Annotated in this window: 9 protein-coding genes; 4 read left to right on the top strand and 5 right to left on the bottom strand. The window is 62.7% G+C overall.

Annotation, left to right across the window (positions count from 1 at the left end; genetic code table 11):
* Positions 1–30 precede the first annotated feature (30 nt).
* Both HX824_RS20450 and HX824_RS20445 read right to left on the bottom strand, forming a co-directional pair.
* Complete coding sequence (locus HX824_RS20450) at positions 31–6,615, bottom strand: NEL-type E3 ubiquitin ligase domain-containing protein (RefSeq protein WP_177054996.1); 6,585 nt, start codon at positions 6,613–6,615, stop codon at positions 31–33.
* Positions 6,616–6,776: 161 nt separating this feature from the next.
* Positions 6,777–13,409 (bottom strand): NEL-type E3 ubiquitin ligase domain-containing protein, encoded by a 6,633-nt coding sequence (locus HX824_RS20445; protein ID WP_256347039.1) that lies wholly within the window; start codon positions 13,407–13,409, stop codon positions 6,777–6,779.
* Positions 13,410–13,550: 141 nt separating this feature from the next.
* Between HX824_RS20445 and HX824_RS20440 the strand changes: the two genes are divergently transcribed.
* A complete protein-coding gene (locus HX824_RS20440) occupies positions 13,551–13,766 on the top strand; it encodes a DUF2970 domain-containing protein (RefSeq protein WP_177054995.1) in 216 nt (71 codons plus the stop codon).
* A 6-nt stretch (positions 13,767–13,772) separates the two neighbouring features.
* On the opposite strand, the gene HX824_RS20435 is transcribed toward HX824_RS20440, so the two are convergent.
* A complete protein-coding gene (locus HX824_RS20435; RefSeq protein ID WP_177054994.1) occupies positions 13,773–14,852 on the bottom strand; it encodes an ABC transporter substrate-binding protein in 1,080 nt (359 codons plus the stop codon).
* A 449-nt stretch (positions 14,853–15,301) separates the two neighbouring features.
* Here HX824_RS20435 and HX824_RS20430 point away from each other — a divergent pair, with 449 nt between their 5' ends.
* Positions 15,302–16,960: a nitrite/sulfite reductase gene (locus HX824_RS20430; RefSeq protein ID WP_003210800.1), complete on the top strand. Its 1,659-nt coding sequence runs from the start codon at positions 15,302–15,304 to the stop codon at positions 16,958–16,960.
* A complete protein-coding gene (locus HX824_RS20425) occupies positions 16,944–17,438 on the top strand; it encodes a DUF934 domain-containing protein (RefSeq protein ID WP_003210798.1) in 495 nt (164 codons plus the stop codon). Before HX824_RS20430 ends, HX824_RS20425 begins: the two co-directional genes overlap by 17 nt.
* A 44-nt stretch (positions 17,439–17,482) precedes the next feature.
* On the opposite strand, the gene HX824_RS20420 is transcribed toward HX824_RS20425, so the two are convergent.
* On the bottom strand, positions 17,483–19,129 hold the full coding sequence (locus HX824_RS20420; protein ID WP_177054993.1) for a SulP family inorganic anion transporter: 1,647 nt from the start codon (positions 19,127–19,129) through the stop codon (positions 17,483–17,485).
* Between the two features lie 80 nt (positions 19,130–19,209).
* The gene (locus tag HX824_RS20415; RefSeq protein WP_102604662.1) at positions 19,210–20,487 is read right to left on the bottom strand and encodes a serine/threonine transporter; all 1,278 of its coding nucleotides are present in this window, start codon (positions 20,485–20,487) and stop codon (positions 19,210–19,212) included.
* 252 nt (positions 20,488–20,739) lie between these two features.
* On the opposite strand from HX824_RS20415, the gene HX824_RS20410 reads away from it, so the two are divergent.
* The gene (locus tag HX824_RS20410) at positions 20,740–21,123 is read left to right on the top strand and encodes a tautomerase family protein (RefSeq protein WP_102369271.1); all 384 of its coding nucleotides are present in this window, start codon (positions 20,740–20,742) and stop codon (positions 21,121–21,123) included.
* The last annotated feature ends 6 nt before the right edge of the window (positions 21,124–21,129 follow it).

Raw genomic sequence — 21,129 nt, 5'->3', positions numbered from 1 at the left:
CCCGGGCGTCCAGCCGGCTGGGCGCCCGGGTCAGATCCCCAGGTCCCTCCTCGCCCGCCCCGAAAGCCTGAGCGCCAGTGCCTGTTGCTCGGCAAGGTTTTCGGTGTCCAAGGCTGCGACTTCGCTCAGGTATTGGGCGCTGAGGTCCGGGTGAAGCTCCTCCAGGGCATCTACCTTGACCTGATGCGCCTGGGCCAACACCGAAAACTCTTCGGGATACAGCTTCTGCAAGTAGCTGACCCAGTACGGGCGCTTGACCAGCTCTTGCATAAACACCGGAGTACTCTCTCTGGCCATAATGGCGGCATACGCCTGATCGATATTGGCCTGGGTCACCCGGGACAGGTTGCGGTACAGCATGGTGGACGGTTGGTGAGGCAGATCCAGGCGCTCGGCCAGGCCAATGCGGTAGGCCAGGCGAATTTCCGCCGGATCGATGCCGGGGCTGCGGTTGATCGCTTCGCCAGCAATGCGCTCCGCTTCATCGAGACGGATCATGCGCCGGGCCAGGTTGAACAGCGTGGTGCCTTCCTGCCCGGGTGCAAGGGCCCTCAGGGCCTTGAACTCATACACGCTGACTTCAAGATCACTGAACAGGAGGATCCAGCCGTCACCACAGGTAGCCCTTACCCGCATCGCCTGGGCCTGGCCAAATAGTTGCTCGCGCAAGTGCGGGTATTGCTCCGCCGCCTCAAGCACCGCCCACACCCGGCGAGTCAGGTCGGCGCGGTCGTGCAAGAAATCCTGGGCGTTCTTCAACTGGGAAATGATGTAGAAAAAATCCTCGCTGTTTTCGGCCTGCTTGAGCACGCTCCATACCCGGTGGCGGGCCGAATCGGCGGCAATACCCGAGAACCATTGGGCCTTTTGTTGTTCCGGGGTCAAGAGTTCAGGGTGGATGTCCGACCCGGAGCTGCTATCGGTACTGTGGTACCCCTCCAGTGCGTCTTCCAGTTCCTCGGCGGAAAATCCCAGGCCACAATCGGTCTGCTGCTGGTAGACGCGCAAGCGTGCAAGATCTTCCTCAAACAGCAGGTTATCGGACAGGTCCGTGCCCCACATCAGAGCGCTGTGCTGGGGCAGCAACGCGTCTTCAGGGATGGTTTCGATACGGTTGCTGCGCAGGTCCAGGTGGCGCAACTGCGCAGCCTGGAGGACACCCTGCGGCCACGCCAGAAGGTTATTGCCACGCAGTTCCAATGACTGCAATTGAGGCAGGCTGCTGATGTCCAAAGAATCGAGGACGTTCTCACTCAGGTCCAGGCGCTCCAGCGCGGTCAGCCGATTGAGCTGGCCCTGCAGCTCGCTGCGATAGCGCAGTTCGTTATGGCTCAGGCGCAGCTCGGTGAGTATCGAGCATTCGCCGACGGCGTCGGGCAGGCTCATCAGGCCATTATTGTTGAGAGTCAGGGTACGCAGCTTGGGAAACGCCCGCAGGAACGCATTGGAGCCCTGCTCAGTAAGCTTGACTGCGTTGAGGTTCAACACCCTCACATGGGCCAACGGCTCGGGTAACGCCGGCAGGTCACCCAGATACAGGTCGTTCAATTGAAGGACCTCGCGCCCATCGCCCGGCGCAACCTCGGGGTGCGCCCGCAAGGTATGGCGCCAACTGTCGATAAGCCTGTCGGCCGCGCGACGACGGTCCACCGCGCTGACCCAGCCGCCCCCCTGGCGATAACCGCGAATATCGATCCAGTCGTTCAACACCCGCACCATACCCCGGTAGCCCGTGCGCCACCGAACCAGGCATGCCTCGACCTCCAGTGCGCCCAGGCCACTGGCAAGCAGTTCGTCAATGCGCCGTACCGCATCGCGCGTGGACAACGCCGGGTCTATTTGTTGCAGACGCTGCGCAGGTGTCTGCCGAACTTCACTGTTGGGCACCTCTACCTCCAGCGCGAGGAGCAGATCGGGACTGTCCGTGACCTCAAGGGGAAAGTATTCCGGATCGCCCCCCGTTCTGCCCTCCGCCAGCCCTTCGCGGGGAATGCCCAAGGGTTTATCCAGGTAAAAGCTCGGGCCAAAAACCGGCAGCATGGCCGGTGCGACGTTCAACGGATTGTCCTGGTAGGTACGCAGGGCAAAACGCTGTATGTCGGCACAAGCCGGCAAGGTCAGGCGACAGCCACGCACGTTGCTGCTGAGCATCAGCAGGTCATGGCCGGTCAGTGCAGCCTGGGGGATCGTGGTAATAGCGCTGTAGCTCAGATCCACTTGACGCAGTTCGGGCAATGCCAGCCAACCTGTCGGCCAGGCGGTGGTCGCGGTGTGGCTCAGGTTCAGGCTGCGCAGCTGGTTGAGCCCGCTGACATCCAGGGTACCCACACGGTTGTAATCCAGGTTCAACCCTCGAAGCGTGACCAGGGCGCTGAGGCGCTGCTGTATCGCCTCAGTGATCGTCAACTGGTTGTGCGCCAGGTCCAGCTGTTTGAGAGACCTCAACTGCGTCAGGGACGCCGGCAGGTCCATCAGGTTGCTGCGGCTCAGGTCCAGGCCGTGGATTTGGGTGAACTGGGGGAGGAAATCGTTCAATGCCGCCACTGAAACCCGGGTGCCTGCGAGGTTCAAGCGCTGCACGTGGGCAAAAGCTGCGGCCGGCATCAGCGGCAAATCCCCCAGTACCGTACCCGACAGGTCCAGCATGACCCCCTCGGAGGCGGCTGGCGAAGAAGGCCCGGCCACCTCACGGGGGGAGGCAAAACGTGGGTCGAGGCCATCGCGCCAGTAAGCCATGAGCTTGTCTGCCGCACGTTGACGATTGAGCGGGTCCACCGGTCGCCGGTCGACCTCCACTTCCCTGCCCTGCCACTCTTCCAGCGCCTGCTGCAAGGTTGCATGTTCATCCAGCAAGGCGTGCACACGGGTCAACTTGGCGTCACTGGTCAACCGATGGCGCCGCAGGTACGCCAAGGCACTGGGCGCAAACGCCGGGTCGCTGTCTTTCAGGCGTCGCAACGCGCCTTCACAATAAGCGTCCACCATCAGCACTTCATCCACCAAATGCCCCGGGTGGCCTTTCACGTGCTGATACACCGGCATGAACGCACGTCGCTCAAACGCTGCCCAGTTGAGGGTAAGGCCACGCCACAGGCGCTCGTGGCCCTCAAGCATTGCCGCCGGCATGGTATTTATCCCGGTCGCCAACAGGTCGAGCGTCTCCAGTTTGTCTAACGTCAGAACACCTACCGGCCACTCTTTCAGGGCGCCCGCCACCCGCAAGGCAAGCAGCTGTTTCAAGCCACTGACATCCAACGCGTCCAGCGCGCCCGTCAGGACTAACCGGCGCAATTGGCTCAACGTGTTAAGGCGTTGCAAAAAGGCCGGCGAATAGGTCAAGCCCCAGCCGTCGATCGACAACTCTTCAAGCTTGGGAAACAGCCCGAGGCCCGCGGCAATCGCTTCGACATGGGCGGGCTCGGTAAACACATTCAGGACTTCGACGTTGGAGAACTGCTGCGCAAGCCTGGTGCCCTGGGCGCCCGCCAGGGTTTCGCCGCTTACGCCCAACCCTCGCACATGGGAAAAATCAGCATCCAGCGCCGGCAAGTTACCGGCCTTGCCCAGTGACAGATAGGCATGGGGTTTCAAGCCCCGGTACGCGCCTTCGCGCCAGCAATTGATCAGGGTGTCTGCCGTATGTTGTGCCCCCGCCTGAGCACTGTTTTGCGTCACCCACTGATCCAGGGTCATGCGTAACCGGGTCAGTTCGCGCTCGCGGTTGCCAATCAACTCATAGATCTGTGGGGGGCGCTGGCCGGCCTGCAACAGACTTTGCACAAACAGCTGGGCCGCCTCATCGCTGAGGTTGGGGTAAACATCGCGAACCCTGGCCGCCAGGGCGGCATTGGGTGCCTGGGCCGCACCCCGGCCGCTCAGGGCATAACCTAATGACCCGCTCGCCAGACGCAACGCCGGGCGAGCCATGGGCGCGCGTATCTTCAGCACGGCGGCCATTTCGAGGCGGTGTGCCGTGGCATACCGTGCCAGGGTTTGCTGCAAATCGACGTCCGCGCTGGCCAGCGGCAAACCCAGTGACTGGCGCAGGGTTACGGGCAAGGCATGGACGATTGATGGGTAGAAATTACGACTGCCGGGGACCGGACTGTTAAGAGGAGCCCCCTGCAGGTCGTAAGCCAGGAATGTCTCGCCTTTTTTGACCAGGTAACGGCGCACTGCCGCGTCTTCAGGCCCGACTTCAGCCAGCAAGCGCCCACTGGGGTTGTCGGCGCGCAGTTCCAGGCGCAGCGTGGGAGACCAGCCCGGCAGTTGCTGCAAGCAATGCAACGCCAGCCGGTCACTGTCCAGGCTGGCGAGCGCCGGCAGGTGCAAGCCGGCCAACGCACTGCTCAGGCGACGTTGCTGTACCGCACGCCGCGCCAGGTTATCCAGGCGCGGCGCAACACCGGTTCGGCCCAGTATCTGCAGGCGTTCCTTATCGCTGGCCGTACTGATAATTTCGTTGATCCCGCCTCGGGACAAAGAAGCAAAGCGGCGCTGCAACACTGCGCCCTCGGGGGACAGGAGTACAGCCTGTGGCGGCGCGCCGCGAAACAACTGCAACGTATCGGCCAGCACGGCAGGCATCGGCAAACCATCTATGTGGACCTTGCGCAACAGGTCATCACTGATGCCGCTGATGTCGCCAAGGGCGCTCAACGTTGCATCGCTGATTCCCTGGGTTTCATGACCCAGGCGCCTCAGCAAGGTCAGGCGGTCCCATTCCAGTGGGCGTTCATGGGTATGGCGCCAGGCACCCGCCTGGTTGTGCTCGAGGATCGGCTGGTACGCGGCGGGATTGTTCGGATGCTGGATCCGCCATTTTCGAGTCCGCGCATCAAAAGCCTTTTCATAAAGGCTTTCACCCAGGCGCACATACATTTTGCCGTCCTGCGCGTACTGACCCTGGGCATTGGGCTTGAGTGATGCATCCAGAACGGTATGACTGCGGTAGGCCGCAAGGTCGGGTTTCCACAGGCGCCTTTCGCCGTTCGGCAACTTCACCGGCACCAGCCCATCGACCCATTTCGACACCTGGATAGCGGGCGCCCGGCCAGCGAGGGCTGCCGCCCCGCCCAGGGTGGCCATGAACCCGAGATTCAGCGCCACCGACTCCAGGTGCTCCCATGCCGCATCCATATCGCCCTCCTGCCAGGATTCGATGCCGTGATAGACCTCCAGGCCCAACTGAATCGCCGTGACCGCCAACAACAGCTCCCCCAGGCCGGGCACCATGAATGCGGCCACATTCAATGTGTTCAAACCCATGCTCAACCAGTGAGCATGGCGTGCCTGTGCGGCTTTTCGGTCAGCCTCCGCAGTGGGCACCGCCAGGGTTCTGGCATTGTCCTTGAGGCGCTGTACATGCCGCTCGTAGAGCGCGCCGAACAGCTCCCCCTCGATCATCCGTTCTCGCCGGTTCAAGTTGATTTGCTCGTCGTAGACCTGCTCCTTGTAGCCTCGCGGGTTCCAGGTGAATGTGTAGAGTTTTTCCTTGAGGCGCTCAAGGAACTGCGGCGCCTGTTGCTGAGGTACCAGGCTGGCAAACAACTGCTGATAGGCAGGTGAGCGCAGGTTCACCGCCAGTTCCTTGTCGAACGCCTGCATAGACGGGTATTCCTTGAGCGGGCACTGCGGCGCGCCCGGAATCCAGGCCACCACCCGCGTATCAGGCGCCACGGGAAGCAGCCCGCTCACACCTGCCCCAGGAAACAAGGGCGGGATCACGGACCGGGTCGGTGCGACACCCGGCCCGATCAGCAGCACCTCCCCCAACTCGCAGCCCAGGATCGACAGTTGACCGAAACGGACGGCCTCACCCTCCAGCAGCGGCCGCGAAGTACCTGCCAGCAACTCACGCAACACGAGAAACACCGCCGCCCCGATGTCGCCCTGCGCCCATGCGGCATACAGGCGTACCGTCAGCAGGTCTTTTTGCGCGCGAATCATCTGCTCCCGCACCACGGCCCGAGTGGCAGCGGCATCGAACACCTGCGCCAGGTGGGCCTGGTATTGCTGCCCCAGGTCCAGGGTGCGGCACAGGGTGGAAAAGGTTTGTGGAGTCATCGACAGGGTTGCGCTGTAGCGATAACGCGCCGCACGCGAGCCATCCGCCCGCGCCTCGCCGTAGTACTCGGTCAGCAGCGCACCTTCCGGCGCCAGGGCGCTGGTCTGTTCGAGGGCGATATCGGTGAAGTCTTCATCGCCCTCGAAGTTCAGCAACGCTGCCTGCAACAACGAATGCTGCTGCGGGGCCTGGCGATACCGCAGGTAATGCAGCTGGTTTTTGTTGACGTCCGGGGCCTCGCCCATCGCCTCGCGCAACGCCGCTTCCAGCTTGGGCTGGGCGAATTCGACAATGCCTTGCAGCGCGCCAAGGCCCTTGGCCAAGGCTTCGCGGGACTGACGGCTGGCCTTGCGACTGTCATCGAGTGCCTTGTTCAATGCGGGCGAGAGCGGGACCTTGGTGGCAGGCCGCTCCCTGCCGGGCAACAGTCCATGTTTGAGCCGGCGCACATCGACGGGGGCCATGTGGGCAACCCACGTGGGCAGACGTGCCTTGATCAGGGCGGTGTGCAAGCTTTCGTCCGCGAGGGCGTTAGGTGGAGTAGACATGTGCGGCTTCCTGAGAACGCTTTTGGGTGGCCCAGTACAGCGAACAGGCGAGCGCCTTCGCAGGTAGATAAATGTTTTTGTGCACCTTGGCGCCGAACCTGGGTAACGACCACTGAGGCGCGGCAGGCCCGTTTCCGGACCTGCCGCCGGGGCACAGGCTGTTATAGCCTCAGTGCTGCTCTCTCCCGCTCGGACAGGCGAATCAGCAGGGCCTGGCATTGCTCAATCCTTTGCTTGGCCAAGACCACGGCTTGCGCCTCGTACTGCGCACCAAACGCCGGATAGCGATCCTCCAGGGCTTCAGCCTCGCGGGCCTGGGTCTGGGCCAGCGTCGTAAAGTCAGCCGCGTATTGCTTCTGCACGTAGTCGACCCAGTACTGGCGCGTGACCAGATCGGCCGTGAACGCCTCGGTCGCCTCCCGGCCGATGATGCTGGCGTAGGCCTGGTCGATATCGGCCTGTTTCACTTGGGAAAGGTTGCGGTACAGCATGCCGGACGGCTGGCGCGGCAACTCCAGGCGTTGGGCCAGGCCGATGCGGTAGGCCAGGCGAATTTCCGCCGGGTCAACACTGGGCTTTAGGCTGACCACGCGGCTGGCGGTGGCTTCAGTCTGTTCCAGGCGGATCATGCTTCTGGCCAGCTTGAACAGCGCCGCGCCTTCTTTTCCGGGTTCCACGGTTTCCAGGGCCTTGAACTCATAGACACTGACTTCAAGGTCGCTGAACAGCAGGATCCAACCGTCACCGCAGGTCGCGTTGATCCGCATGCCGCGAGCCTTGCCGAACAGTTGCTCGCGCAACGCCGGACGTTGCTCGGCGGCCTCCAGCACCTCCCATACCCGGCGCGTCAACTCAGGGCGGTCGGTGATGAAGTCCTGGGCGTTTTTCAGCTGGGAAATGATGTAGAAGAAATCCTCACTGTCGTCAGCGCTCTTGAGCGACTCCCAGACTGCGTGTTTGCTGGAGTCGGCCGCCACGCCAGCAAACCACTGGGCCTTCTGTGCTGCGGGCGTCAGCAGCTCCGGATGCAGCTCACCGCTCAGATCCGCTTCCTCGTGACTGGTACTGAGGAGGAAGCCATCGAGCTCGCGATCAATTTGCTCCCGGGTATAGCCCAGGCCGAACCCCGTTTCCTCGAGGAAGTCGCTCAGGCGCTCGAACACGCGTTCTTCCAGCCCGTTGTCCGTCAGGTTGGTGTTGCTCATCAGGAGGTTGTGGCGAGGCAACAGGGCATCGTCCGGGATGGTCTCGATCTGGTTATTGCTGAGGTCGAGGGTGCGCAGTCGCGGCAGTTCCAATGCCCCGGCCGGCCATTCCTCCAGGACGTTGTTGTGCAGGTCCAGGTTTGTCAGCCCGCGCAGGCCGCTGACATCCAGGCTGGCCAGGGTGTTTTCGCCAAGGTCGAGCCATTCCAGCGCACTTAATGGGCCGAGCAGTGCCTGTAGCTCCACAGCGTCGCGCAAATCATTGTAGGTGGCTTCGAGATGAGTCAGCGCCGTGTATTGGTTGATCACCTCGGGCAGGTGCGCCAGGCCATTCTTGTTGAGCACAAGCCGGCGCAGGTGGGGGAAACTGCCCAGGAACCCATTGGACCCCTGCTCCGTCAGCTTCACCTCGGTGAGGTCGAGCACGCTGACGTGGCTCATTGAAGCCGGCAACGTCGGCAGGTCGCCCAGATACAACCCGGACAGGTCCAGTACCTCGCGCCCGTCCACCGGCGGCACCTCGGGCCGGGCACGCAGGTTGTGGCGCCAGCTTTCAAGGAGCCGGCCGGCGGCACGACGACGGTCGAGGGCACTGACCCAGCCGCCCCCCTCGCGATAACCCTCGATGTCGATCCAACTGTTCAACACCCGGCTCAAGCGTTGATGCTCGGCGTGCAACTGCACCAGGCGTGTGTCGACGCCGGTGGCGCCCAGGCCGGCGGCCAGCCATTCATCAATGCGCGCCACCGCCTGGGCACTGCTCAAGGCAGGATCCAGTTGTTGCAGGCGCGCCGCCGGAGTGAGGCGTGCTTGCGCGTCGACGTTCTCGACGTGCAGGGGCAACAGCAACTGGCCGGGGTCGTCCGTGACCCTGACCGGGAAATACTCCGGATCGCCGCCGGTCCGGCCGATGCGCAGCTGTTCCTGGGGAATGCCCAGCGGCTTGTGCAGGTAGATTTCCGGCCCCACCAACGGCAGTAATTCCACATCAAGGCCCAATGGATTTTCCCGCAGGGTGCGTTGCGCAAAGGCCAGGATGTCGGCGCAGGCCCGGGCATTCAGTCGGCAACCCCGCAGGTTGCTCTTGAGCATCAGCGTGTCGTGGCCGGTGAGCGCCTGGGCGGGCACCCGGGTGATAGCGCTGTGGCTCAGGTCCAGGCTCTCCAGGACTGGCAAGTCCAGGACACCCTCGGGCCATTCGGTTATTCCAGTGCGGCTGAGGTTCAAGTGGCGCAAGGCGTTGAGGCCACGCAGATCCAGGCTCGCGACACGGTTGTATTGCAAGTCCAGGGTTTCAAGAGTCGTCAGGCGGCTCAAGCGTTGCTGGATGGACGGGATGATGCTCAGTTGGTTGTGGGAAAGATCCAACTGGCGCAGGGCGGTGAAGTTGTCCAGGGCCGAAGGCAGCTGTGCCAGGTTGCTGGCACTGAGGTTCAAGTCTTCAATGGCGTTGAATGCGCCGAGAAAGTCATTCAACGCCTCAATGGAAACCCGGGTGCCGCTCAGGTTGACCTGTTTGACATGGGCGAACGCGGCCGCCGGCAACCCGGGCAAGTCGCCCAGTACGCCCCCCGACAGGTTCAGTGTGGCGGTCGGCAGGTTGGAGCGCGCCGACATGCCCGACGGCGCAAGCCGCGGCCCCAGGCCTTCACGCCAACTGTCCAGGAGCCGCTCGGCGGCGCGCTGGCGGTAAAAGACATCCACCTGCCGGCGGTCAACCCGCAACTCCCTGGCCGCCCACTCCTCCAGGTCCCGGCTCAGGGCGAGCTGTTCGTCGAATACCTGGTGAGTGCGGGCCAGTATCTGTTCAGTGGTCAGACCCTGCTGCCGGAACTGAGAGACAACGTCTATGCCAAACCCCCAGTGCACATTTTTCAAGCGGTCCATCACGCCTTCACAGTAACCCTGCACCAGGGCTTGCTCATTGAGCAGGTGAGCCGGATTGCCCCGCACATGTTCATACACCGCCATGAATTCCCGGCGGTCAAACGCGGCCCACCGCAGGTTCAAGCCGCGCCACAGGCGTTCATGCCCGATGAGCATCGACGGGGGCACCGAACGGATGTTTGTTCGCCACAGGTCGAGCCTCTCAAGGAGCTCAAGTGACGCCACCCCCTGTGGCCACTCCTGCACCGAGCCCTCCATGCGCAGCGAGCGCAGGTGCGTGAGGGCGCTGACGTCCAGGTTTTGCGAAAGCCCCGCGACGGACAGGTTCTGCAAGCGCTCCATTGCCCCCAGGCGTTGAATGAAGGGGACCGAATAGGCCACGTCCCGACCATTCAACGTCAGTTGGTTGAGATCGACGAAGCGGTTCAGCCCGTCGACCAGTCCGGTGCCCGGCGTTGCGTCAAGAAACACCTCAAGGTGTCGCACCCGGGAAAACTGATCGGCCAGGCGCACGCCCTGATCACCCAACAAAAGCTCGGCATGTGCGCTCAGCGCCTGCACATGGGAAAAGTCTGCACTCAGCCGCGGAAGGTCCGTCACGCTGCCCAACGACAGAATGCTCTGGGGCGGCCGCTCGCGGTAAATGCCCTGGCGCCAGCAACCGATGATGTCGGCCGCTACCCGTTGTTGCTGGCTGGCCCCGCCCGCCTGCCCGGCAGCAGCGGCGGTCCACTGATCAAGCTCTGCCTGCAACAGGTCAAACTCACGCTGGCGGTTCCCCAACAGGGTGAAGATCTGTTGGGCGCTTTCACCGGCCTGCAATCGGCTCAGGACAAAATCGCTGGCCTGCCCGGCGTTGAGGTTCGGATAGAGCGCCTGCACCCTCGCCGTCAGCGATGCATCCACGTCAAAGCCTTTGCCCCGACCGCTCAACGGGTAACCCAGGACGCCCCCCGCCCCTGTCAACACGGGCCGCGAACGCGGTGCGCGCAGGCCGAGCACATTGGACATTTGGCTACGGCGGCGGGTGGCATAACTGGCCACCGCCTGTTGCAGTTCCCGGTCCAGGGTCGCCACGGGCATGTCCAGGCCAGGTCGGGCCGCAGCGGGGATCGCATGCACGACGGACTGGAAGAAATTACGCCGCCCGGTGGTCCGGCTGTTCAGCGCGACACCGCGCTCGTCGTAGGCCTGGAAGGCTTCGCCCTGCTTGACCAGGTATCTGCGCAGCGGCGCATCTTGCGGGCCAATGCTGTTCAGTAACGGTCCTTCGACAGCCTGAAAGCGCACTTCCAGGCGCAGATTGGTGGGCCAGCCCGGCAAGTGTTGCAGGCAATGCAGGGCCAGGCGGTCCGTGTCGGCACCGGCGTCGGCCTGACGATGCAGCCCCGCCAGGGCACGGCTCAGGCGGCCTTGTTGGACTGCGCGGCGAGCGGCATTGTCCAGGCGCGCCGAGGCTCCACGCTGACTGCGCAGTTGCAAGCGCTCCTGTTCGCTGGCGGTATCAAGAATTTCCTGGATGGCTCGCCTCGACAATCCAGGGAAGCGCCGTTGCAGCACCGCCTCTTCGCCAGCCAGCGGCGCCGTTTCCGCCACTGGCTGGCTGCGGAACTGCTCCAGGGTATCGGCCAGCACGGCGGGCAGCGGCCTGCCTTCGATATACGCCTTGCGCAACACGTCATCCTGGACCCCACTGATATCCCCAATAATGCCCAGTGTCGTATCAGAGAATTCTTCAGTGGCAGGCCCCAGTCGTCGCAACAGGGTCAGGCGGTCCCATTTGAAGGGCCGCTCATGCACATGCCGCCAGGCACCGGCGTTGTTGTGTTCAAGGATCGGTTGGTAAGCCTCGGGATTTTCCGGGTGTTTGATCCGCCACTTGCGGATTCGGCTGTCGAAGACCTTTTCATGCAGGTTTTCGCCGATACGCACATAAATCTTGCCGCCTGTCTCGTACTGGCCCCGGGCATTGGGCTTGAGAGCCGGGGCCAGCACCACCTCGCTGCGGTACGGCGCCAGGTCCGGTTTCCACAGCCGAGCCTCACCACTGGGCAGTTTGACCGGTACCAGGCCATCCACCCAGCGGGACACCTGGATTTTCGGCGCGCGACCGGCCAGGGCCGTCGAACCGCCGAGGGCGGCCATGAAGGCCACGTTCAGCGCCACCGACTCCAGATGTCCCCAGGCGGCATCCATGTCGCCTTCCTTCCACGCCTCGATGCCATGGTAGACCTCCAGGCCCAGCTGCACAGCCGTAACCGCCAGCATCACCTCCCCCAGGCCGGGCACGACAAAGGCCGCCACGTTCAGCACATTCAAGCCAATACTCAGCCAATGTTCGTGGCGTTCCTGGGCAGCCTTGCGATCCGCCTCGGCGGTGGGTACGGCGAGCGTTCTGGCGTTATCTTTCAGGCGTTGCAGGTGGTTGTCATAGAGCGCTCCGAACAGCTCGCCACTGATCAGGCTTTCGCGGCGCGCCAGGTTGATGTTCGGGTCGTAGACCTGCTCCATGTAGCCTCTGGAGTTCCACTCGAAGGTAAAGAGCTTGGTCTTCAGTCGTTGCAGGAAAGCCGGGGCTTCGTCTTGCGGCACCAGGCTGGCAAACAGCCGCTGATACTCCGGGGAGCGCAGGTTGATCGCCAGTTCCGCCTCGAACGCCTTTATCGACGGGTATTCCTTGAGCGGGTACAACGGCGCACCGGGGATCCACGCCACCAGCCGCTGGTCGGCCGCGGCCGGCACCAGCAACTCCCCGAGCGAGGCGCCGGGCACCAGCACAGTGCCCCAGCCCAACGGCTGCCGGGCATCTGCCATCGCGCCGACGCCCGGCCCGATCAGTACGACTTCACCCACCTTGCAGCCGAGAATCGCCAATTGGCTGCAGGCAACGGGCTTGCCATCCAACTGCGGCCGTTCGGTACCGGCCAGCAAGGCGTTGAGCATGGCATAGGCACTGTCGCTGACTTCGTTCTTCATCCGCGCCGTGTGCAGCCTGACGGCCAGCAGTTTCTTGTGCGCGTCGATCATCTGCTCGCGCACCAAGGCCTTGGTGCCCGCCTCCTCGAACACTTGTTGCAAATGCGCCTGGTATTGCCGGCCCAGGTCCAGCGTGCGGCAGAGCGCAGCAAACTGGTCCGGGGTGACGGCGAGCTTTTCGCGGTAGCGATAGCGGGCCCGGCGTGAATGGTCGTTCAGAATTTCGCCGTAGTACTCGGTGAACAACGCCCCTTCGGGGGCCAGCGCGCTGGTTTGCTCAAGGGCGATATCGGCAAAGTCTTCATTGCCTTCAAAGTTGAGCAATGCTGCCTGCAACAGCGAATGCTGTTGCGGCACCTGACGGTAACGCAGGTAGTGCAACTGGTGCTTGTGGACGTCCGGTACCTCACCGAACCGTTTGCGCCAGGCGTCTTCCAGCAGCGGCTGGGCGAACTCGGTGATGCCCTTGAGGCCGTCGAGAGTCTTGGCCAGCCGCTCGTGGGCGCGGCGACTGGCCAACTGGCTGTCGGCGAAGGCCTGGCGCAACCCCTGGGGCGCGTTACTGAGCCAGGCAGGTGGTGCATCCTCGGGGACGCGCCCGGGCAGCAGGCCCGGCTTCAAGCGTCGGATGTCCGCAGCCGCGCTGCGGGCAATCCAGCCGGGCAAGCTGTTCTTGATCAATGCGGTGTGTAGCCCCTGCTCTGTCGGGGCGGGTAAGGTTGGCATGCGCTCGTTCCTGATGACTCTGTTAAGGAGTCCCAGTACAGCGAACGGGCCAACCGCCAGGGCGGTAGATAGCTACAGCCGGTGTTTTGCGGGAACTTGGCTATCCTCATCCATGGGTTTGATCCCTACCGCGAGGCCTTTATGGACGATTCCAACAACAAGCCACCGACTTTCTGGCAGATGCTTCACAGCGTGATGGCAGCCGCCTTCGGGGTGCAGAGCGGGAAGAATCGCGCCCGCGACTTTACCCATGGCAAGCCCAGCCACTTTGTCATCCTGGGTATTGTGTTTACCGCCGTGTTTGCCTTGACCCTGCTTGCCATCGTCAAGCTGGTGCTGCACCTGGCCGGTGTTTGAAGCCGGTCAATGCATCAGCAGTTGCAGGCTGAACGGGTAGCGATAGGTGGCTGGCTTGCCCTGGGCTGACAGTGCTCGAAAGTCGACGCCGTAGTCCTCGCGCCCCTGCATCTCTAAAAGGCGCCTGGCTTGTGGCGGATCAATCAATCGAAAGAGCCCGAGCTTGCGCTCACGCCCACCGTACTGCGCCATGCCCAGGCCGCGGGCATCGTCATGCAGCACCACCATCGCCCAGCCGCCAAGGGTGAAATGCCCGGCCACCAGCACACTCAGGCGCCCCTCAAGGCGCGCCTGCAACACTTCGGGCGAACTGTTGACCGCGCTGAACAACACGTCCCTGCCCGGCGTGCGCCCGCTGCCTTTGAGTGCATCCATTGCCCCCAGCGCCATTTCATCGTTGGCCGCCCACACCAGCGCGGTCTGCGGGTAGCGTTTGAATAACTGCGTGGCCTGGTCGAAAGCGCGCTGGCGACTCCACTCGCCATACACCAACTGGCGCAGGCGCACCTGCGGATGATCCGCCAGGGCGCGCTGCAAGCCTTGCTCGCGCAGTTGCGCGGCGGGAGTGGTCTTGGCCCCGGAGAACGCGATCAGGTCGAGGGTCTGGCCGGGGGCGACAGGCCCATGCAGGCGCAACAACTGGGTGAGCATCAAGTAGCCCGCCTGTTCGTCGTCGGCGACCATGCTGCCGATCCAGTCAGGGTATTTGCCGGCGTCCAGCAGTTGAGTCTGGTCCGCGGTCAGCGCGTTGTTGACGATCAGCAGCTTGACCCCGCTGCCCTGGGCCAGGCGCAAGATCTGCGGGGCAATGTACTGCTCGTTGACCAGCACCAGGTAGTCCGGGCGCTCGGCGCCTTGCAGGGCTTCACGGGCCTGCACCAGCGTGGTCTCGGGGTTGCGCTCGGAATAGCGCACACGCAAATCCAGGCCGAGGTCCCTGGCGGCGGCCTGCATGAATTGCGCGTAGCTGACCCAGAAGGTCTCGGTCGAATTGCCAGGGTTGAGAAACACCACCGACGTCGCCTGGGCGATGGCCCAGAACGGCATGCTCAGCACCAGCAAGCACTTGCAGAGAACCTTCAACATCGTTGCCTGAGCCCTTCGGAATGACGGCCCATGATAATGGCATCAGGCCGGTCAATCTCGGCTAATTGCCGATTGTCGACAACAAGGCTCGATAACGCCCTTTTATTGATGGCTGACCCAGAACACGGCAGTGGAAACCACCAGGATAATCAAGAACAGAATGGCCCACGCATCGACACTGCTGTCACTTTTGCGGGCTTTGGTCGGATTGCTCATAGCATCGCCTCTTGTCGGTTTTATAGGTGATTGCACAAAGACACGAGCACAGTAAAGTTCATGATTGCCCGCATGACAAATGTGGGTATCGCGATAACCGTTCTCATTAGGCCATTTGGTTATTTGCATATACTCAAACATCACTTTTGCGCATAAACGCAAACTGGTATCGTGCGCCGGCTCCGTTGGGAGTGCGCGGCCGTGCGCGCAGATTTGCCGAGAACAGGACCTATATGTACGTATACGACGAATACGATCAGCGCATCATCGAGGACCGCGTCAAGCAGTTCCGTGATCAGACCCGACGCTATCTGGCAGGTGAACTGAGCGAAGAAGAGTTCCGCCCTCTGCGCCTGCAAAATGGCCTTTATGTTCAGCGCTTTGCGCCGATGCTGCGGGTTGCCGTGCCTTATGGCCAACTGACTTCCCGTCAGACGCGCATGATGGCCAAGATTGCCCGCGACTTCGACAAGGGCTACGCCCACATCAGTACTCGCCAGAACGTTCAATTCAACTGGCCGGCCCTGGAAGACGTGCCGGACATCCTGGCTGAATTGGCCACCGTGCAGATGCACGCCATTCAGACCAGCGGTAACTGCCTGCGCAACGTGACCACCGACCAGTTCGCCGGCGTTGCCGCTGACGAGCTGATCGACCCCCGCCCATGGTGTGAAATCGTCCGTCAATGGACCACCTTCCACCCGGAATTCGCCTACCTGCCGCGCAAGTTCAAGATCGCCATCAATGGCTCGACCTCGGACCGCGCCGCCATCGAAGTGCACGATATCGGCCTGGAGCCGGTGCACAACGCGGCGGGCGAGTTGGGCTTCCGTGTGCTCGTCGGCGGTGGCCTTGGCCGTACGCCGGTAGTGGGTGCCTTCATCAACGAATTCCTGCCGTGGCAGGACCTGTTGAGCTACCTCGACGCGATCCTGCGGGTCTACAACCGCTACGGCCGTCGTGACAACAAGTACAAGGCCCGGATCAAGATCCTGGTAAAAGCGCTGACCCCCGAGGTGTTCGCCCAGAAAGTCGACGCCGAGATGGAACACCTGCGCGGCGGCCAGACCACCCTGACCGACGCCGAAGTGCACCGCGTTGCCAAGCATTTCGTCGACCCCGACTACAAGGCCCTGAGCAATCAGGACGCCGCGTTGGCCGAGCTCGATGCGCAGCACCCGGGTTTCGCCCGCTGGCGCACCCGCAACACCCTGGCCCACAAGAAGCCGGGCTATGTCGCCGTGACCCTGTCGCTGAAACCTACCGGTGTTGCACCGGGTGACATCACCGACAAGCAACTGGACGGCGTCGCCGACCTGGCCGAGCGCTACAGCTTCGGCCAACTGCGCACCTCCCACGAGCAGAACATCATCCTCGCCGATGTTGAACAGTCTCAACTGTTCACCCTGTGGGGCGAGCTGCGCGAGCAGGGTTTTGCCACGCCGAACATCGGCTTGCTGACCGACATCATCTGCTGCCCGGGCGGCGACTTCTGCTCCCTGGCCAACGCCAAGTCGATCCCGATTGCCGAATCGATCCAGCGCCGTTTCGACGACCTGGACTACCTGTTCGACATCGGCGAGCTGGACCTGAACATCTCCGGTTGCATGAACGCCTGTGGTCACCACCACGTCGGCCACATCGGCATCCTGGGCGTGGACAAGAAAGGCGAAGAATTCTACCAAGTGTCCCTGGGTGGCAGCGCCAGCCGCGATGCGAGCCTGGGCAAGATCCTCGGCCCGTCCTTCGCCCAGGAAGCCATGCCTGACGTGATCGGCAAGCTGATCGACGTGTACGTCGAACAGCGCACCGAAGATGAGCGTTTCATCGACACTTACCAGCGCATCGGCATTGACCTGTTCAAGGAGCGCGTCTATGCAGCGAATCATTAAGAACAACGAAGTCCTCGACGAAACCTGGCACCTGCTGCCCAAGGATGCGAGCTTCGATGGCATCTCCAACTGCGACGACCTGATCGTGCCACTGGCCCTGTGGCGCGAGCACGCTCACGCCCTCAAGGCCCGCGACGGCGGCCTGGGTGTATGGCTGGACGCCGATGAAGAAGCCGAAGAGATCGGTGATGACGTGGAGCACTTCCAGGTCATCGCCCTGAACTTCCCGGCCTTCACCGACGGTCGAAACTACTCCAACGCCCGCCTGCTGCGTGACCGTTATGGTTACAAGGGCGAGCTGCGGGCGATTGGCGATGTGCTGCGCGACCAGTTGTTCTACCTGCGCCGCTGCGGGTTCGATGCCTTCGCCTTGCGCGCGGACAAAGACCCGTATGAAGCGCTGGAAAGCCTCAAGGATTTCTCGGTGACGTACCAGGCCGCGACGGATGAACCGTTGCCGTTGTTCCGCCGCCGGTAAGCTCGCGTCAATAAAAAGCCCCGACCAGTCGGGGCTTTTTGCATTCAGGCGGTGGGTTGCAACGCGAGTTGCACTGCACCATCGACACTCAACCCGCTGATCAGCACCTGGGGCGCACACGCCTCAGGCAGCGTCTGCAACACCTCCTGCGCCTCATGCCGTACGCGGGCCAGCACCAGGCATTTGCCCTCCCCTCGCACCTGTACGAAAAACGCCTGCAACGCCTCGATGCTGGTGCCGTCCAGGTCGGGGGATTCTTCCAGGCTGAGCACGATGGTGTGCAGCGGTAACGTGGAATGTCGCATCAGGCTCAACACGGCCCCCAGCACTCGCTCGGCATTCGCGAAGAACAGCGCTTCACTGGGCCGCACGATCAGCACGCCGGGGATCTGTTCGGCGCTCGGGTGATGGAGCAAGTCGACAAAATCATGCCCACCGTCAATGCGCCCCAGCTCACGCACGTCCGCCGACGACATCTGCCGCAGCATCAACACCACGCTGATTCCGACGGCCACCAACAACCCATCCAGCACCCCCAGCACCAACACCGCTGCCACCGCGCAGATCACCAGCAACCGATCGCGGCGCCAGGAGAAATAGCGGCCCAGGGGCTGCAGGCTCAAGCCACGGCCCAACGCATAGATGACGATGGCGGCGAGTACCGGCTCCGGCGTCAGCGCCACCAGAGGCAGCACCGTCAGCACGATCACCAACACCACCAGCGCCGCCACGACTCCCGCCAGCCGCGAGTTGGCTCCCGCCGCCTCATTGGCCGATGTCGCCGAATACCCGGCGCCGGTGGGCATGCCCTGGAACAGCCCGGACAGCAGGTTGGCGGCCCCCAGCGCCAGCAGGTCACGGTTGGATGACACGCGATCGCCATGCTTGAGGGCGAAGGAGCTGATGGAGCCGTAGGACTCGGCGTAAAGAATCATCACCATGGCAAACGCCAACTCTCCCAGGCGCAGCCAGTCGGCGAACGGCAATACCGGCAAATGCGCCAGTTCCAGGCGCAGGTCGATGACGCCGATCAACGCCACGCCATGGGCCTGCAGATCCAGCCACTGGCCGGCGGCAATCCCGAGGATCACCACCAGCAACCCGCCCGGCAGGCGCCGAACTCGCGCGCATAGCCAGAGCAGCAGCAACGCGACGCCCGCAACGGCAGCGGCGGCCCAGTTCCAGCGCGGCAGTTGCTCCAGGAGCTGGGGCAGGAAGCGAATCAGGTTGTTATCGGTCAGGTGCACGCCCACCACGCTGGCCAACTGCTTGAGGATGATCGTCAGCGCCAGGCCAAAGGCAAAGCCACGCAACACCGGCTTGGCGATAAACGAGGTCAGCCCGCCCAGCTTGAGCATCCCGGCCAACAGGAAAAACGCCCCCGTCACCAGTACCAGGCCCATTGCCAGGCTCAGCCTGAGTGCCGGGTCGTCTCCCGCCAGCGTTGCCGTGGCCGCCGCCAGCACCGCCGCCGAGGACGATGTGGCAGAGACAATCGCAAAGCGGCTGGTGCCAAACAGGCCGTAGCACAACAACCCGGCAAACAAGGCGATCACGCCCGCCTGGGGCGGCAACGCGGCGATGCTGGAATAGGCCACGGCCTCGGGCAGCAACAGGCCGGCGATGGACAGGCCGGCCAGCAAGTCTTGTGCACGGTTCGGCGTGGTGTCGCTCTCAGGCTTGGTGTTCAATCCCTAATTCCCTGGCAAAAAAAACGGCCAATCCGCTGTCTGCGAATTGGCCGTGATCATTGCACTGAAACCGGGTGCTGTCAGGACACCAGCGAATAAATCAGCGCGGTAATCGCCACCAGGCCCACCGCCGTGACGAACACGTTGGACGCCTGGCCACGGTACTTGGCCATCGCCGGTACCTTGCGGATCGCGTACATCGGCATCAGGAACAGGATCGACGCAATGATCGGCCCGCCCAGGGTCTCGATCATGCCGAGGATGCTAGGGTTGAGGGTCGCGACGATCCAGCACACCACCAGCATGAAGGCAGCCGTCATGCGGTCCAGGGTCTTGGCAGCCGGGCGACGGCCGCTTTTGAGCACCAGGCCCTTGAGGCCTTCACTGGCGCCGATGTAATGGCCCAGGAACGACTTGGCAATCGCCACAAACGCGATCAGCGGCGCGGCGAACTCGATGGTCGGGTTGCTGAAGTGGTTCGCCAGGTAGGACAGGATCGACAGGTTCTGCGCCTTGGCTTCGGCCAGTTGCGCCGGCGACAGGGTCAGTACGCAACTGAACACGAAGAACAGCACCATCACTACCATCAGGATGTGTGCCCGGGACAGGATCTGCGAGCTGCGTTCCTCGGCGTGTTCGCCGTACTGGCGCTTCTGGTCCACCGCAAAGGCCGAGATGATCGGCGAATGGTTGAACGAGAACACCATCACCGGAATCGCCAGCCACAGGGTATGCAGCAGCGCCGACGGGGCCGGCACGGTGCTGGCGGTGCTGAGGATGCCGCCGTTCCAGTGCGGCACCAGGTACACGGCGAGGAACAGCAAGGCGACGATAAACGGATACACCATCAGGCTCATGGCCTTGACGATCACCTGCTCGCCACACCGCACCACGGCCAGCAGGCCGAGGATCAGCACCAGCGACAGGATCGCCCGCGGCGGCGGCGCGATGTGCAGTTGATGTTCCATGAAACTGCCGACGGTGTTGGTCAGCGCCACGCTGTAGATCAGCAGGATCGGGAAGATCGCGAAGAAGTACAGCAAGGTGATCGCGGCACCGGCCTTGAGGCCGAAGTGCTCCTCGACCACGTCGGTGATGTCCGAGCCTTCACGGCCCGAGAGCACAAAGCGGGTCAGGCCACGGTGCGCGAAAAACGTCATCGGGAATGCCAGCAGCGCGAGGATCACCAACGGCCAGAAGCCGCCAAGGCCCGCGTTGATCGGCAGGAACAAGGTGCCGGCGCCGATGGCCGTACCGAACAGGCCGAGCATCCAGGTGGTGTCCTGGCGGCTCCAGCTTGTGAGGGTTGCAGGTGTCGTTGCGTAGCGTTCGTCGACGCTATTGGCCTGATCATTCATCCGTTCGGATCTCCGCATTCACTCAGTCGAGACGAGTCAGAAAAACCTGACAGGCAGCGCCACGACCGAAACAGGGGCGCGATTGTCCGGGATTCGCTTGAAGAAGCAAAGACTTAGCTGAGGAATGGTTGTGCGGTGCAGAGGATTGAAGGCGATTTTGGCAGCGTCAATTTTACATTTCATAAGAAATCTATTTTATAAATTCATCACGTCATGTATTTTTAAAGCACGCCCCTCACTGGACTACCTGCCATGCCAATCGTGCGCATCGACCTTCGGAAAAACCCCGACGTCACCTACGCCAAGCGCGTCGGCGTATTGATCTACAACGCCATGCACACGGCCATCGGCGTGCCTGAACACGACAACTTCCAGATCCTCACCGAGCACGATGAACACCACTTCATCTATGACCCGGAGTACCTGGGCATCCAGCGCACCGACAACCTGGTGATCATCCAGATCACTCTGAACGAAGGCCGCAGTACCGAGCAGAAAAAGCTGCTGTACAAAACCATTGCCGAGAGCTTGCACCGTGAACTGGCGGTGCGCCTGGAAGATGTGTTTATCAGCCTGGTGGAGGTCAAGAAGGAAAACTGGTCGTTCGGCAACGGGATCGCGCAGTACGCCAGCTAAACGTTT

This window comes from Pseudomonas sp. D4002, assembly GCF_013385665.1.
Lineage (GTDB): Bacteria > Pseudomonadota > Gammaproteobacteria > Pseudomonadales > Pseudomonadaceae > Aquipseudomonas.
Note: the sequence above shows the minus strand (reverse complement) of the source record. Positions and strands in the feature narration are given on the sequence as shown.